The following is a 15,186-nucleotide window of genomic DNA, read 5'->3' on the forward strand; positions in this document are numbered from 1 at the left end:
ACACCCGAGGATGCGGGACCGGTTGCTGGATGGGAGTTCGAATCGACTGCGGCGTGTACTCCGCGACATCCACGACGATCGTCATCTTGTACTGACGGCACCCGTGCGAGTGCGGCGGCGTGCTGCCCGCAACTGCTCGCGAAGATGTCGGCGAAGCCGGGCCGGATCTGCGCCGCACTCACGCGGTGAGCGGTCCGCCTGGTGAAGATTTCTTGGTGTTTGAGTTTCGCGGCTAGCGGGTAATAGCACTGGGGACCGGCATAGTTGCAGGTCACCAGTGCTGTTGCGCCCCCGGCAGGAATCGAACCTGCGACCTAGGGATTAGAAGGCCCTTGCTCTATCCAACTGAGCTACGGAGGCAGTGGGTTCCACCATGGCCGACATTGGCCGTGCTGTCCAGCGGGGCAATTATAGCGACCGTCCAGGTCGCAAGTTTCTTAGCAGTAGCAACGTTTCAGCCACCCCGAGACCGTAGTCGACGCACTGTGGTGATCCGCGGCCCAGAATATCCGCCCAAACCCGACCGGGCCACGGAATACTCGCCGAACTACGCTCAGTCGTATGTCGTCCGCGTCTGTCCCGCCCGCCGCTCCTGATGCCGAGGCTTCCCGGTCCGGGGCGATGTTCGCGGCGGTCACGGCGTTGTCCGGCGCCATCGCGGCCGTGGTCGCGGCGCTGGTGGTGGGGCTGTCCGCGGCGCAGGCACTGAGTTTGCTCGGCATTCCGGACCCGGGCGCGTCGACCACCTACGGCCTGCCCGCGGTGCGTGCGCTGGCCGATCTGTCCGCGGCGCTGACGGCCGGCTCTTTGCTGTTCGCGGCGTTCCTGGTGCCGCCACAGCCGAATGGCCTGCTGGACGTCGGCGGGTACCGCGCGGTGCGCTGGGCATCGAATTTCGCGTTGGTCTGGGCGTGTTGCGCGGCGCTGCTCGTCCCGCTGACCGTCTCCGACACCACGGGCCAGCCGGTGGCCGACATCCTCCGGCCGGAGAGTCTGTGGCGGGCGATCGCGCAGATCGAATTGGCCGGTGCCTGGCGCACCACCGTGATCTTCGCGCTGATCGTCGCGGTCGGGTGCAGATTGGCGTTGCGCTGGGGCTGGACGCCGGCGTTGTTCGGCGCCTCGATCGTCACGATGATGCCGTTGGCGTTGACCGGGCATTCGTCCTCGGGTGGATCGCACGATGTCGCCACCAACAGCCTGATCCTGCACCTGGTTGCGTCGGCGGTCTGGGTCGGCGGACTGTTCGCGGTGCTGGCGCACGCCTTGCGCGGCGGGGCGTACACCGACGTGGCGGCGCGGCGGTTCTCGCTGACCGCGACCGTCGCCTTCGCCGTGATCGCGGTCAGCGGCGTGCTCAACTCCTGGGTGCGGGTACCGCTGGACGAGCTGTTCACCAGCACTTACGGCAGGCTCGTGCTGGCCAAAGCCGCCGCGCTCGTGCTGCTGGGTGTGCTCGGCTATCTCCAGCGCCGCGCCGCGCTGCCCGCGCTGGTGGCGGATGCCGGTGATCGTGCCGCGCTGGTCCGGTACGCGAGCGTCGAGGTGTTGATCTTCGCCGCGACCGTCGGTCTCGCGGTCGGGCTCGGGCGCACCCCGCCGCCACCACCGGACTCGGTCCCCACGCCCGCCGAAGTGGAACTCGGCTACAACCTGGCCGGGCCACCGACCCTCGCGCGGCTGCTGTTCGACTGGCGGTTCGACCTGATCTTCGGAACGCTGGCGATCGTGCTTGCGGTGCTGTATCTGCTCGGTGTGCGGCGGCTGCGTGCGCGCGGCGACGCGTGGCCGGTCGGGCGCACGCTCGCCTGGCTGTCCGGCTGCGTGGTGCTGCTGATCGCGACCTCCTCCGGGGTCGGCCGGTATTCGCCCGCGATGTTCAGCGTGCACATGGGTGCGCACATGGCGTTATCGATGCTGGCGCCGATCCTGTTCGCGCTGGGTGGCGCGGTGACGCTGGCGCTGCGGGCGCTGCAGCCCGCGGGCCGCGGCGGTGTGCCGGGTCCGCGGGAATGGCTCCTGGCCGCGGTGCACAACCCGGTGTCGCGTTTCCTGACCCACCCGGTCGTGGCCTCGGCGATCTTCGTCGCGGGCTTCTACGCGCTGTACCTGGGCGGGATTTTCGACACGTACGCGGACTCGCATGCGGCGCACCTGTTGATGAATGTGCACTTCTTGCTCAGCGGTTATCTGTTCTACTGGGTGGTGATCGGCGTCGATCCCAAACCTCGGCAGGTGCAGCCGCTGACCAAACTCGCCATGGTGTTCGGCTCGCTGCCGTTCCACGCGTTCTTCGGGATCGCACTGATGAGCATGGCAACGGTGCTGGGTGGCTGGTTCTACCGCGGCCTCGGCCTCGGCTGGAACGCCGATCTGCTCGGCGACCAACGCACCGGCGGGAGCCTGGCCTGGGCAAGCGGAGAGGTTCCCCTGGTGGTGGTGATGCTGGCGTTGCTGATCCAATGGTCTCGCAGCGACCAGCGGCTCGCCCAACGTACCGATCGAGCCGCCGAACGCGACAACGACGCCGCCCTCGCCGCACACAACGCTATGTTCGCCGAACTGGCCAAGCGAGATGGAGAAGTGCGTAAGTGAGTGAACGCGCCACCACGGTCTCCCCACACAGACCGGTCGGGCGGGTGGAACGGTCGGATGTGCGAAGCGCGCGCAGGCGGATGGCCGGGCAGATCCGCAAGACCCCGGTCTTTCACACGTCCGTCGCGAGCCCGTCGGGTCCGGTGCCGGTGACGCTGAAGCTCGAGCATCTCCAGCACGCCGGGACGTTCAAGGTGCGCGGCAGCCTGAACGCGCTGCTGGAGTCGGGGGAGGGTATCGATCAGGTCGTCATCGCGTCCGGCGGAAACGCGGGCATCGCGGCCGCGCTGGCCGCCGCGCGACTGGGCAAGTCCTGCACCGTGGTCGTCCCGGAGACCGCGCCGCACACCAAGGTAGCCGCGATGTGGTCGCACGGCGCCGAAGTGCTCTGGTACGGAACCAGCTACGCCGAGGCGCGGCGGCACGCGACCGAACTCGCCGCCGATCGCGGCGCGCTGTTGCTGCACGCCTACGACCTGCCCGCCGTGGTCGCCGGGGTCGGCGTGATCGGGCTGGAGCTCGAAGAGCAGGTCCGCGGGCGACCGCCGGTGCTGGCCGCGGTGGGCGGCGGCGGATTGGTCGCCGGGATCGCGGCCGCGCTCGGGCGCCGTCAGCAGGTGATCGGGATCGAACCCGAGGGTGCCGCCATCCTTCGTGCGGCGCTGGAAGCGGACCGTCCCGTGGATGTGGCCGGGTCCCGTATCACCGTGGATTCGCTCGGCCCGACCAGGATCGGTGACATCGCGCTCGATGTCGCCCGCCGCAACCGGGTGCGGTCGTTGCTGGTCAGCGAGGACGCGATCGGCGCGGCGCGAGAGTATCTGTGGCGCGAGTTCCGCATCTTGGTCGAGTTGACGGGGGCCGCGGCACTGGCCGCCATTCACAGCGGCGTGTACGTCCCCGCGCCGGATGAGCGACCGATCGTCGTCCTGTGTGGTGCGAATACCGACGTGGCGGTGTTCTGACCCGGCACGTCCGAAAGGCTTGATTTTCACAACTCGGATAGTTGTGCACATTCGCGGATCGGGCCTCCCGGCAGGTGTGGATTCCGAGCACGCTGGAGGTGCCCTCCAGGAGGGGGAGGAAATCCGGACCAGCCCGGATCCGAATGCGAAGGGGTGTGACTATGTACGAGGCGAACGCGACCGTCATCGGAACGATCGCTACTCATCCGATCAAGCGGGATCTGACCAATGGCGAACAGGTGGTCACGTTCCGGCTGGCGAGTAATTCCCGCAGGCTCGACCACACCTCGGGGCAGTGGGTGGACAACGGCACGCTGTACCTCACCGTCAGCTGCTGGCGCAGGCTGGTGGCGGGTGTCGACGCGTCGCTGCGCCGCGGTGACCCGATCATCGCCTACGGTCAGTTGCGCTCGCACGAGTACCGCAGCAAGGACGGCGTCGAGCGCCGGGATCTGGAGATGCGCGCCACCGCGGTCGGCCCGGACCTGTCCCGCTGTGCCGCGCACGTGACGCGATGGTCCGATCCGGCACCGCGGAATACTTCGGCGGGTTCGAGCGCTGAAAGTCGGGAGCCGGTCGGCGCCGCGCCGGGGGAAGGCGTCGCGGCCGTAGGCTCCACCCCTCCCCGTGGCAGTGCGCCCGAGCCCGTCGGTACCTGATCGCATGACCGGTTTTCGTCCCGGCGGCAGTGGTAGCTCTGCTTCGTCCCCTCGTCTCTCGCACCGATAGGCTGCACACTTATGGCTGAGTTCATTTATCAGATGAAGAAGGTTCGCAAGGCGCACGGCGACAAAGTCGTGCTCGACGATGTCACCTTGAACTTCCTTCCCGGCGCCAAGATCGGCGTCGTCGGCCCGAACGGCGCGGGTAAATCGAGCGTGCTGAAGATCATGGCCGGACTGGACCAGCCGAACAACGGTGACGCGTTCCTCGCCGCCGGTGCCACGGTCGGCATCCTCCAGCAGGAGCCCCCGCTCACCGAGGACAAGACCGTCCGCGGCAACGTCGAGGAGGGTCTCGGCGAGATCAAGGTCAAGCTCGACCGCTTCAACGAGATCGCCGAGCTCATGGCCACCGACTACTCCGACGAGCTCATGGACGAGATGGGCAAGCTCCAGGAGGAGCTGGACCACGCCGACGCCTGGGACATCGACTCACAGCTCGAGCAGGCGATGGACGCGCTGCGCTGCCCGCCGCCGGACGAGCCGGTCACCACTCTCTCCGGTGGTGAGCGCCGCCGGGTCGCGCTGTGCAAGCTGCTGCTGAGCAAGCCCGACCTGCTCCTGCTCGACGAGCCGACCAACCACTTGGACGCCGAGAGCGTGAACTGGCTCGAGCAGCACCTCGCGCAGTACCAGGGCGCCGTGCTTGCGGTCACCCACGACCGGTACTTCCTGGACAACGTCGCCCAGTGGATTCTCGAGCTCGACCGCGGCCGTGCCTACCCCTACGAGGGCAACTACTCCACTTACTTGGAGAAGAAGGCCGAGCGCCTCGAGGTGCAGGGCAAGAAGGACCAGAAGCTGCAGAAGCGGCTGAAGGAAGAACTCGCCTGGGTGCGTTCGGGCGCCAAGGCCAGGCAGGCGAAGAACAAGGCCCGCCTCGGCCGGTACGAGGAGATGGCGGCCGAGGCCGAGAAGATGCGGAAGCTGGACTTCGAAGAGATCCAGATTCCGCACGGGCCGCGTCTGGGCAACGTGGTGGTTGAGGTCGAGCACCTGGACAAGGGCTTCGGCGATCGCCAGCTGATCAAGGATCTGTCGTTCACCCTCCCCCGTAACGGCATCGTCGGTGTCATCGGGCCGAACGGTGTCGGTAAGACCACGCTGTTCAAGACCATCGTCGGGCTCGAGCAGCCCGACAGCGGCGAAGTGAAGGTCGGCGATACGGTCAAGCTGAGCTACGTCGACCAGAACCGTGCAGGCATCGACCCGAAGAAGACGGTGTGGCAGGTGGTCTCCGATGGCCTGGACTACATCGAGGTGGGCCAGCAGGAAATGCCGTCGCGCGCCTACGTGAGCGCCTTCGGTTTCAAGGGTCCGGACCAGCAGAAGCCGGCGGGCGTGCTCTCCGGCGGTGAGCGCAACCGCCTCAACCTGGCGCTGACCCTCAAGCTGGGCGGCAACCTGATCCTGCTCGACGAGCCGACCAACGATCTCGACGTGGAGACCCTCGGCTCGCTGGAGAACGCCCTGGAGAAGTTCCCCGGCTGCGCCGTGGTCATCTCGCACGACCGCTGGTTCCTCGACCGCACCTGCACCCACATCCTCGCGTGGGAGGGCGACGCGGACAACGACGCCAAGTGGTTCTGGTTCGAGGGCAACTTCGAGGCGTACGAGGCGAACAAGGTGGAGCGTCTCGGCCCCGAAGCGGCCCGCCCGCACCGGGTTACGCACCGGAAGCTGACCCGCGGCTAGGTCGGCTACAGCGGAGTGGGTGCAGCCGATCCGCACCCACCCCGCTCACCGGGCCGCTCGTCTCTGATGACGGCCTGCACGTTGCCCAGGTAGTGGTGCAACTCGGTCGCGCTGGTCCTCGCCTGCGCGCCGGCATCCTGGATATATTGCCTCGGCTGCAGGTGGACTCGCGGCGGGTGTCGCCACCACCGTCCGCGCCGCACCGGATGGGGCCGGGAGCGGACGAAGCTCGTCCTGCACGGGGGCTTCTGGCATCAGACATGTTCTCCGCGCCATGATTCGGCTGAGGCAACCTCTGGCCGGGTAAGTGGCAGCGGTGCGCGGCGCCCTGAACCTTGGTCGACAACCCGGAACAGGAGTGACACCTACCCACGCGTAGCTCGCTAGGGTGGGAGTTGTGAATGCGCAGGCGCAGTTCGAGCAATCGGTGGTCGAGACCACCGACGCGGTGGCCGAGCTGACCCGAGGTGCCGATGCGGCGCCACTGCCGCCGCGGATACGACCTGTAGCGCTCACCTGACGTTCGCGGGTCCGATCTTGTACTGCGCCGAGGTCAACCGCTGGACCTCGGCACCTGAGCGGCGAACTCCGCGGTCGTGGTGAATACCTGGATATCGGAAGGGAATTCACCCACGCGTCTTCGGCGCACAGTTACTCTCGGACCGGCGTCATTTTGTTACGGAACCGATATCCGAGGGAGTTGGCGAAAATGACCGTCTCGTCCGAATTGTCCAGCGCGGCGTGGGCCGCGGGTTTGCCGCAGTCACTGCGCGGCGAGCTCGCGACGCTCGAGGAAGCGTATTTCCGCCACGTCGACGCGGGCGATGTGGACTGTGCGATCACCGGCATCACTCAGATCTTCCGCCGGCATATGGAGCTGGCGGTGACTCGCCTCCCCGGTCGCGCGTTGGTGCGGGTGTACCACCCCGATGACGGGTCCGGGATCGGCGCCGCCGTGCAGATCGTCACCGACGACATGCCGCTGCTGGTCGAGTCGATCAGCTCGTCGTTGAGCCGGATCGGTGTCAGCGTCAGCGAGATCATCCACCCGATCTTCGAAGTCGAGCGGGACGCGGAGGGGCGGCTGACGCATGCCGCACCGCACGAGGTGGACGGCACCGGCGCGGCCGGGCTCCGCGAATCCTGGATGCACGTGCAACTGCATCCGTCGACCGGCCCGGCGCTGCTGGAAAGGGTCGAGGCCGCCGTGCCGGACGTGGTCGACGACGTGCGCCAGGTGATCGGCGACACCGAGGCCATCCGGGACGTGCAGAGCAAGCTGGCCGACGACCTGGAGCTGGCCGCGCAGTCCGGGGCGGCACCGTTCGCCGCGACCGATCTGGTCGACACGGCCAATCTGCTGCGCTGGCTGGCGCAGGGCAACTTCACCGTCCTCGGCTATGCCCGCTACCGCCTGAGCGCCGACCAAGACCAGGAGACGTCCACCGTGCTGCCCGGCACCTGCCTCGGCGTGCTGCGGCCGGACGTCGGCACCGACTTCCACGTTCCGGTCAACGGCGGCGACCGTCCGCTGCTCACGCTGACCCAGGGATTGGTTCCCGCCACCGTGCACCGCTCGGTGTACCCGTACTTCGTCGGCGTCGCCGACTTCGACGCGACCGGGACGATCGTCGGCGAGCACCTGTTCATCGGCGTCTTCACCGTCACCGCGGTGCACGAGAACGTGTTGGATATCCCGGTGATCGCACGCCGGGTGCGTTCGGCGATCGAGGCCAGCGGATTCGATCTGGATTCGTTCTCCGGTCAAGCGATGCTCGAGGTCATCCAGTCCTTCCCGCGCACCGAACTGTTCTCCTCCGACGCCGAGACGCTGCGTCGCACCGCGACCGCGGTGCTGAGTGTGGGCCTGCGCCGCCAGGTGCGCCTGTTCCTGCGCGCGGACGCCTACGGCCGCTATGTCGCCTGCCTGGTCTACCTGCCGCGCGACCGCTACACCACCAGGGTTCGGCTGGAGATGCAGGACATCCTGGTCCGCGAATTGGGCGGCGTGTCCATCGACTACTCCGCGCGCGTGGGCGAAAGCGATTTGGCGCGGGTGTATTTCACGGTGCGGATGCCGGAGGCCGAGTCCGGCGCTCCGCGGCAGGCGGCACCCGCCGCCGACACCTCCGAGGCCAACCGGATGCGCCTGCAGAACCTGCTCGCCGAGGCGAGCCGCACCTGGGACGACCACCTGAACGACGAGGTGAGTACGTCGGCGGTGCTCGATCCCGCCGTGGTGCAGCGGTACGCGGAAGCCTTCCCCGAGGGTTACAAGCAGGATTTCGCCGCTGCCCGCGCGCTCGGCGACATCGTGCGCATGGAGCGGCTGCGTGACGGCGGCATCGACCAATACCTGTATCGCAAACCGGATTCGGAGCCGGGCTGGTGGCGTTTCACCCTCTACATCGGCGGGCGGGGCATCTCACTGAGCCAGGTGCTCCCCGTGTTGCAGAGTCTCGGCGTCGAGGTGGTGGACGAGCGGCCGTACCAGGTGGAGCTGGAGACCGCGGCCGACGGCCGAGCGGGCGGTGAGCGCTGGATCTACGACTTCGGTCTGCTGGCCCGTCCGGAATTGCTGCGCAGTTCGCTGGACCGGGATTTGGACGCGGAGCTGCTCGAGTCCTCCAAGCGCGCCGACGTGCTGGAGGCGGAGGTGCGGGGTCTGCGCGAACGGTTCGTGGAAGCGTTCGAGGCGATGTGGTACGGCCGTGCGGAGGCGGACGGTCTCAACGAGCTCGTGCTGCGCGCCCGGCTGCCGTGGCGGGCCGTCTCGATCCTGCGGACCTATGCGAAGTACTTGCAGCAGGCCGGTTTTCCGTACAGTCAGGCGAACATCTGCCGCGTGCTGCTCACCTACCCGGATATCGCGCGGTTGTTCGTCGACCTGTTCGCAGCGCGTTTCGATCCCGATACCGTCTCCGCCGAGCACGCCGCCGAGCTGGAGATCCAGGTGCGCGGACGGATCGATGAGGTCGTCAGCCTGGACGCGGACCGTATCCTGCGCGCGATGCTCGGCTTGGTCAAAGCGACGCTGCGGACCAACTACTACGTGACGGACGGGCAAGGCAGGTCACGCGATTACGTCTCGGTGAAGGTCGAACCGCAGGAGATCGCCGAACTCCCCAGGCCGCGTCCGCAGTTCGAGATCTTCGTGTACTCGCCGCGGGTGGAGGGCGTGCATCTGCGCTTCGGGCCGGTCGCGCGTGGTGGTTTGCGGTGGTCGGATCGGTTGGAGGACTTCCGGACCGAGATCCTGGGTTTGGTGAAGGCGCAGGCGGTGAAGAACGCGGTGATCGTGCCGGTTGGTGCCAAGGGCGGGTTCGTGGTCAAACAGCCACCCGCGGCTACGGGTGATCCGGTGGCGGATCGGCAGGCTTTGGGTGCGGAAGGTGTTGCCTGCTATCGGACGTTCATCTCCGGTCTGCTGGACATCACCGACAATGTGGACCGTGCGACCGGTGAGGTGTTGCCGCCTGCGCGGGTGGTGCGCCGGGATGGTGATGACACCTATCTGGTTGTCGCCGCTGATAAGGGCACGGCGACGTTTTCGGATATCGCCAACGATGTGGCGCAGAGTTATGGGTTCTGGCTGGGGGATGCGTTCGCCTCGGGTGGCTCGGCGGGTTATGACCACAAGGCGATGGGGATTACGGCCAAGGGTGCGTGGGAGAGTGTCAAGCGGCACTTCCGTGAGATGGAGATCGACACCCAGACAGAGGATTTCACCGTCGTCGGCATCGGCGACATGAGTGGTGACGTGTTCGGCAACGGCATGCTGCTGTCCGAGCACATCCGTTTGGTGGCCGCCTTCGACCACCGCCACATCTTCCTCGACCCGAACCCGGACGCGGCCGTCTCCTACGCCGAACGGCAGCGGATGTTCGCACTGCCGCGCTCGTCGTGGGCCGATTACGACGCCTCGCTGATCAGTACCGGCGGGGGTGTGTGGGACCGGACGGTGAAGGCGGTGCCCATCAGCCCGGAGATCAGGGCAGCGCTCGGACTGCCCGACGACGTCGAATCGCTGGCACCGCCGGAACTGGTTCGCGCGATCCTGCTCGCGCCGGTCGACCTGCTGTGGAACGGCGGCATCGGCACCTACATCAAGGCGAGTACCGAGACCAACGCCGAGGTGGGCGACAAGTCCAACGACGCGGTCCGTGTCAACGGAAACCAATTGCGGGTCAAGGTGATCGGCGAGGGCGGCAACCTCGGTGCGACCGCCTTGGGGCGCATCGAGTTCTGCCGCAGCGGCGGCAAGATCAACACCGACGCGCTGGACAACTCGGCGGGCGTGGACTGCTCCGACCACGAGGTGAACATCAAGATCCTGCTGGACGCCGTCGTCTCCAGCGGACAGCTGCCCGACACCGAGCGCAATCCGCTGCTGGCCTCGATGACCGACGAGGTCGCGCAGCTGGTTCTGCGCGACAACGTCGCGCAAAACTTCCTGATGGGTATTTCGCGCACCGAGGCGTCACAGATGCTCAGTGTCCAGATGCGGCTCATCGAGGATCTCGAGCAGCGCCGCGGCTTGGACCGCGAACTCGAGGCGCTGCCGTCGGAGCAGGAGATGAAGCGCAGGCGGGAGGATGGCGCCGGTCTGGCGTCGCCCGAGCTGTCCAACCTGATGGCGCACGTGAAGCTGTCGCTCAAGGCCGATCTACTCGATTCCGACCTGCCCGACAGCCAGTACTTCGCCGCGCGGCTGCCCGACTACTTCCCGACGCCGCTGCGCAGCCGTTTCGCCGCGGCGATCAAGCGGCACCGGCTGCGCAGGGAGATCGTCACCACCATGATCGCCAACGAGATGGTGGACTACGGCGGCATCACCTACGCGCACCGGCTGAACGAAGAGGTCGGCGCGACCACCACCGACGCGGTACGCGCCTTCGCCGCGGCCAGCGGGATCTTCGAACTGCATGAGATGTGGGCGCGGATCCGGGCCTGCGACGCGCCCACCTCGGTGCGCGACCTGCTCGAGCTGGAAACCAAGCGGACACTGGATCGAGCGTCCCGGTGGCTGCTGAGCAACCGGCCGCAGCCGATCGCGGTCGGTTCGGAAATCAGCCGGTACCGCAACGAGGTGCGCGAACTCGCACCGAAGGTGCCGGGCTGGCTGCGCGGACACCACGTATCCACGCTCACCGACCAGTCCGCCGAACTGATCGCGCGCGGTGCGCCGACCGATCTGGCCACCGAGGTCTTCGGCCTGCTCAACCTGTTCCCGTTGCTGGACATCGTGGACATCGCCGATATCACCGACCGGGATGGCGACGAGGTCGGCTCGCTGTACTACGCGCTCAACGATCACCTCAAGATCGATTGGCTGCTGCAGGCGGTCAGCCACCTCGAACGCGGCGACCGCTGGCACGCGCTGGCGCGGCTGGCGTTGCGCGACGACATGTACGGGTCGCTGCGTTCGCTGACCCTCGACGTGCTCTCCGGCGGCGACCCCGAGGAGACGGCGGACGAGAAGATTGCATACTGGGAGTCGAAGAACCAGTCCCGCCTCGGCCGAGCCAGGGCGGCACTGTCGGAGTTGTTCGAGTCCGGAACCCACGATCTCGCCACGCTGTCGGTTGCAGCGCGGCAAGTGCGGAGCATGGTGAGCGGGGTGGGCGCTCAGTCGGAGGTACCACGGTGACGAGGTCGCTACACAGAGACGGGACGGCGGCGGGCAGCCTTGTGCTGCCCAAGCGCTTCCACGCCAAAGTGGACGTCAGATGGTCGGACATGGACGTGTTCCAGCACGTCAACCATGCCCGCATGGTGACGCTGCTGGAGGAGGCGCGGATCCCGTGGCTGTTCGAGGACGGCCGCCCGACCGCCCCGCTGCGCGAGGGCTGCGTGCTCGCCGACCTGCGGGTCCGCTACCGCGGCCAGCTGCGGCACGAGGACACGCCGCTGGATATCGCGATGTGGATCGAGCAGGTGCGCGCGGTCGATTTCACCATCGGCTACGAGGTACGTGCCTCCGGGGCCGAGCCCGATTCACCGGCGGCGGTGGTCGCGTCCACCCAGATCGCGGCGTTCGACATGCGGGCGCAGCGGTTGCGCAGGCTCACCGACGCCGAGCGCGACTATCTGTCCGAGTGGATGGAGTGAGCCCTCGCGCGTGGGTGATCGTCCAGTGGTGACAGCGGAGCAGCCGTGATGGCGGAACAACGAGTGCTGCACGTGTCCGATCCGGCGGAGCGGGAGAATCTCGCGACCTTCCTGACCAGGGCAGCGCGTTTGGATCCCGCGGCGGTGGTGCGCCTGCGCCGCCGCGGAGATCATTACGTGGCCGCATGGGTGGCGACCGGTTTCGAGGCACTGGCGGTGCGCACCGTGGTCGCCCAGCTCGGCGTCGACGATGTCACCGTCGGCACCGAGGTGGTGCTGGCCGGGCTGGCCGGCGGTAGCCCGATCGACCTCGGATATTCGATGGACTCCGCCTGGCGTGGCGCACTGCCGCCCGCGGACGGCTTCGCGCATGTCGACGATGTGCCCGCGCGCACCTTGGTCGAACTCGCCGAGCAGGGTGCTCGGCTGGCGAAGGAACACGGCAGCAGCCACGGCCCGCCCGCCTCGCTACTCGACCAGGCCGTGCTGGCCGTGTCCGGTGCGGGCACTCAGGTGCAGGTGCCGATGCGGGTCGTCTTCGCGCTCACGGCAATGGATTTCATCCCGCACTCGGGGGAGAAGGCCGATCCGCGCAGCATCCCGCCCGCCGAGATCGTCCGGGTCCGCGCCACCAGAACATGGTTGCGGCTGGACGCCCGCTACGGCTCGGTCGCCCGCCGTCTCGGCGGTGGGATCACACTCCTGCCGCAGTGAGCTGTGTTTGTTTTGCCAGCGCCTGCGGCGCTGGGTGTTCGCGGCCCCCTTATGGCTCGCGACTGAGCGAGCGCCACTGGCGACTGCCGTCCCGGGGCCCGCGGCCGCGCGGCGCGGGGGCCGCGAACGGCGAATGCTCGGTCTCGCTTCGCTCGAAAATGGGGAGTGGAGCCGGTGTGGTTGCGTGAGATGGAAAGCGCGGCATCGAGGTGCGCCGTCCGTGGAGGCGTGCGGGTGGGTGCCTGCCGGTGGCGAGTTGGTCGCGGACGTGGCGGCCACTCGGCCACGAACGGCGAACGCTGGGTCTTGCTTTGCTCGAAATGGGGAGTGGAGCCGGTGTGGTTGCGTGAGATGGAAAGCGCGGCATCGAGGTGCGCCGTCCGTGGAGGCGTGCGGGTGGGTGCCTGCCGGTGGCGAGTTGGTCGCCGACATGGCGGCCACGTGGCCACGAACGGAGTTGGGTCTCCCTTCGCTCGAAAGTCGAGGTTGGGCATATGCCGGGCACTTCGCCGATGCCGTCGGTGCCGCGTTGAAGCTGTTGCTGTGCATAGCTGCGGGGCGGCGCGTAGTGATCGCCGCAGTGTGCGCGATGGCCTTGGTGGGCGGCCGGAGTGTGTGCCGGGTGCTGCGGCGGTTCCGGAGTAGCACATAGCCGCCCGTGAACGATCGATAGGATGGGCGGCGCCGTCAGTAGGAGGGGACGGCGCCGCCCATCATTTGGTGGTGAAGAACGCTGCCCGAGAACGTCTTTCGGGATGGTCAGGAGACGCCGATCAGGCGCAACAGCGCTGTGGTCGCGGCGGCGGCCAGGATCACCACCAGGATGGGTTGCTGTTTCCAGGCGAGCGCTCCACCGACGAGAACGCCTGCGGGGACCGCGAATCCGAGATTGCCTGTGCCGAGCGGCAGTGTAGTGACGGCAACGAGCGCGGCGAGCAGGACGACCGCGCCGATCTCCAGCAGCCGCACCGCGCGTGCTGGAATGCGGACCCGTTCGCGCAGCGCCGGACCGGCCCAGCGGAAGGCGTAGGTGCCCGCGGCGAGTGCGAATATTCCGGCGGCCAGCATCATCGCCCTTCCGGTGTGGCGGCCGGACCCGGCCGTTCGCGCGCCGCCACGAGCACTCCCGACAGAGCGAGCAGCACGGGCAATCCGGTGGGCAGGAAGGGTGCGCCGACCAACGCGACCGCGGTGCCGGCGCCCACCGCGCCGAGCGTGGCTCGATCGCGCAGGGCGGGCAGCACCAGCGCGAGCAGCACCGCGGGAAACACCGCGTCCAATCCGAGGGCCGAGGTGTCGGGGACCACCGATCCGATCAACGCTCCGATCGCCGCACCGCCGGGCCACGCGAGCAGCACGCCTGCACCGGTGACCCAGTAGGCCGCCCGCTTGCGCCGCGCGTCCGGTTGCGCGATGGCCAGTGCCACGGACTCGTCGTTCATCAGATGCACCCCGAGCGTCCGCCGCCAGCCGGTGCCGACGACGTCGGGAACCGACAGCCCGTACGGCAGGTGCCTGGCGTTCACCAGCAGCCCCGCGAGCACGGCCGCGATCGGACTACCGCCGGTGGCGACGATGCCGAGGAAAAGGAACTCCGAGCTTCCGGCGAGCACCACGCACGCGAGCAGGATGGGCAACCAGATCGGGAACCCCGCACCGACCGCGGTTGCCCCGTAGGAAATCCCGATCACGCCGACGGCGGCGCAGACGGCCACGATGCCCATCAGCGCATCCCGGCCTAGTGTTCGCCATGTCGAACGCATGTTTTCTATAGTGAACATGGCAGGCCGGTTCGTCAATATGGTTTTCTGTTGGCATGACGCCGCAGGACGCGACGACCACACCCCAGGCGGTGATCGCCGCCGCGCTGCGCCGCGAGCGCACCAGGGCCGGGTTGTCGTTGAGCGAGGTCGCCCATCGGGCAGGCATCGCGAAATCCACGTTGTCGCAACTGGAATCGGCGAGCGGGAATCCGAGCTTGGAGACATTGTGGGCGCTGTGCGTCGCACTGGACATGCCGTTCTCCCGGTTGCTCGACCCGCCGCGCCCGCACGTGCACGTGATCCGGGCGGGCGAGGGGCCGGTGGTGGCCGCCGAGCAATCGGAGTATCGAGCCACGTTGCTGGCCGCCGGTCCGGCCAACTCGCGGCGCGATCTGTTCCGCATCACCGCGGAACCCGGGCATGCGCGCAGATCGGATCCGCACATCCCGGGTGTCGTCGAGCATGTGCTGCTCGCGGAGGGCCGCGCGTTGGTCGGCCCCGTCGATGCGCCGGTCGAACTACATCCCGGCGACTACATCGCCTACCCGGGCGATCGACCGCATGTGTTCGAAGCCTTGGCGTCGCCGACCTGGGCGACACTGGTGGTCGAATACACCTGAT

11 protein-coding genes and 1 tRNA gene are annotated in these 15,186 nt (G+C 67.8%); 9 read left to right on the forward strand and 3 right to left on the reverse strand.

Features of this window, described 5'->3' with window-relative positions; all coding sequences use genetic code 11:
- Window positions 1–286: 286 nt before the first annotated feature.
- Window positions 287–360: transfer RNA gene (locus ACWPXK_RS29760), tRNA-Arg, on the reverse strand.
- 201 nt (window positions 361–561) lie between these two features.
- Here ACWPXK_RS29760 and ACWPXK_RS29765 point away from each other — a divergent pair.
- From ACWPXK_RS29765 to ACWPXK_RS29800, 8 genes are all read left to right on the forward strand, one after another.
- Window positions 562–2,595: a cytochrome c oxidase assembly protein gene (locus tag ACWPXK_RS29765; protein ID WP_454199478.1), complete on the forward strand. Its 2,034-nt coding sequence runs from the start codon at window positions 562–564 to the stop codon at window positions 2,593–2,595.
- Entirely contained in the window at window positions 2,592–3,560 is a 969-nt protein-coding gene (locus ACWPXK_RS29770; RefSeq protein WP_454199479.1) for a serine/threonine dehydratase, read from the forward strand. The genes ACWPXK_RS29765 and ACWPXK_RS29770 overlap by 4 nt, the downstream gene beginning before the upstream one ends.
- Window positions 3,561–3,721: 161 nt before the next feature.
- On the forward strand, window positions 3,722–4,219 hold the full coding sequence (locus tag ACWPXK_RS29775) for a single-stranded DNA-binding protein (protein ID WP_454199480.1): 498 nt from the start codon (window positions 3,722–3,724) through the stop codon (window positions 4,217–4,219).
- An 81-nt stretch (window positions 4,220–4,300) separates the two neighbouring features.
- Window positions 4,301–5,977 carry an energy-dependent translational throttle protein EttA gene (gene ettA / locus ACWPXK_RS29780; RefSeq protein WP_454199481.1) on the forward strand — a complete coding sequence of 559 codons (1,677 nt, stop codon included), beginning with the start codon at window positions 4,301–4,303 and terminating at the stop codon, window positions 5,975–5,977.
- A 397-nt stretch (window positions 5,978–6,374) separates the two neighbouring features.
- The gene (locus ACWPXK_RS29785; protein ID WP_454199482.1) at window positions 6,375–6,497 is read left to right on the forward strand and encodes a hypothetical protein; all 123 of its coding nucleotides are present in this window, start codon (window positions 6,375–6,377) and stop codon (window positions 6,495–6,497) included.
- 189 nt (window positions 6,498–6,686) lie between these two features.
- Entirely contained in the window at window positions 6,687–11,627 is a 4,941-nt protein-coding gene (locus tag ACWPXK_RS29790) for an NAD-glutamate dehydrogenase (protein ID WP_454199483.1), read from the forward strand.
- On the forward strand, window positions 11,624–12,088 hold the full coding sequence (locus ACWPXK_RS29795; protein ID WP_454199484.1) for an acyl-CoA thioesterase: 465 nt from the start codon (window positions 11,624–11,626) through the stop codon (window positions 12,086–12,088). Before ACWPXK_RS29790 ends, ACWPXK_RS29795 begins: the two co-directional genes overlap by 4 nt.
- Window positions 12,089–12,136: 48 nt before the next feature.
- On the forward strand, window positions 12,137–12,802 hold the full coding sequence (locus ACWPXK_RS29800) for a hypothetical protein (RefSeq protein ID WP_454199485.1): 666 nt from the start codon (window positions 12,137–12,139) through the stop codon (window positions 12,800–12,802).
- Between the two features lie 759 nt (window positions 12,803–13,561).
- Here the strand turns inward: ACWPXK_RS29800 and ACWPXK_RS29805 are convergent.
- Both ACWPXK_RS29805 and ACWPXK_RS29810 read right to left on the reverse strand, forming a co-directional pair.
- Window positions 13,562–13,873: an AzlD domain-containing protein gene (locus tag ACWPXK_RS29805; RefSeq protein WP_454199486.1), complete on the reverse strand. Its 312-nt coding sequence runs from the start codon at window positions 13,871–13,873 to the stop codon at window positions 13,562–13,564.
- On the reverse strand, window positions 13,870–14,565 hold the full coding sequence (locus ACWPXK_RS29810; protein ID WP_454199487.1) for an AzlC family ABC transporter permease: 696 nt from the start codon (window positions 14,563–14,565) through the stop codon (window positions 13,870–13,872). Before ACWPXK_RS29810 ends, ACWPXK_RS29805 begins: the two co-directional genes overlap by 4 nt.
- Before the next feature lie 53 nt (window positions 14,566–14,618).
- On the opposite strand from ACWPXK_RS29810, the gene ACWPXK_RS29815 reads away from it, so the two are divergent.
- Complete coding sequence (locus ACWPXK_RS29815) at window positions 14,619–15,185, forward strand: helix-turn-helix domain-containing protein (protein WP_454199488.1); 567 nt, start codon at window positions 14,619–14,621, stop codon at window positions 15,183–15,185.
- Window position 15,186: the final 1 nt, after the last annotated feature.

This window comes from Nocardia sp. Marseille-Q1738, from assembly GCF_965283145.1.

What these genes read in the sequence shown, in the direction of transcription:
- ettA (WP_454199481.1), top strand. Translation starts at nt 4,301, where the DNA reads ATGGCTGAGTTCATTTATCAGATGAAGAAGGTTCGCAAGGCGCACGGC.
- ACWPXK_RS29805 (WP_454199486.1), bottom strand. Translation starts at nt 13,873, where the DNA reads ATGATGCTGGCCGCCGGAATATTCGCACTCGCCGCGGGCACCTACGCC.
- ACWPXK_RS29775 (WP_454199480.1), top strand. Translation starts at nt 3,722, where the DNA reads ATGTACGAGGCGAACGCGACCGTCATCGGAACGATCGCTACTCATCCG.
- ACWPXK_RS29765 (WP_454199478.1), top strand. Translation starts at nt 562, where the DNA reads ATGTCGTCCGCGTCTGTCCCGCCCGCCGCTCCTGATGCCGAGGCTTCC.
- ACWPXK_RS29800 (WP_454199485.1), top strand. Translation starts at nt 12,137, where the DNA reads ATGGCGGAACAACGAGTGCTGCACGTGTCCGATCCGGCGGAGCGGGAG.
- ACWPXK_RS29815 (WP_454199488.1), top strand. Translation starts at nt 14,619, where the DNA reads ATGACGCCGCAGGACGCGACGACCACACCCCAGGCGGTGATCGCCGCC.
- ACWPXK_RS29810 (WP_454199487.1), bottom strand. Translation starts at nt 14,565, where the DNA reads ATGCGTTCGACATGGCGAACACTAGGCCGGGATGCGCTGATGGGCATC.
- ACWPXK_RS29790 (WP_454199483.1), top strand. Translation starts at nt 6,687, where the DNA reads ATGACCGTCTCGTCCGAATTGTCCAGCGCGGCGTGGGCCGCGGGTTTG.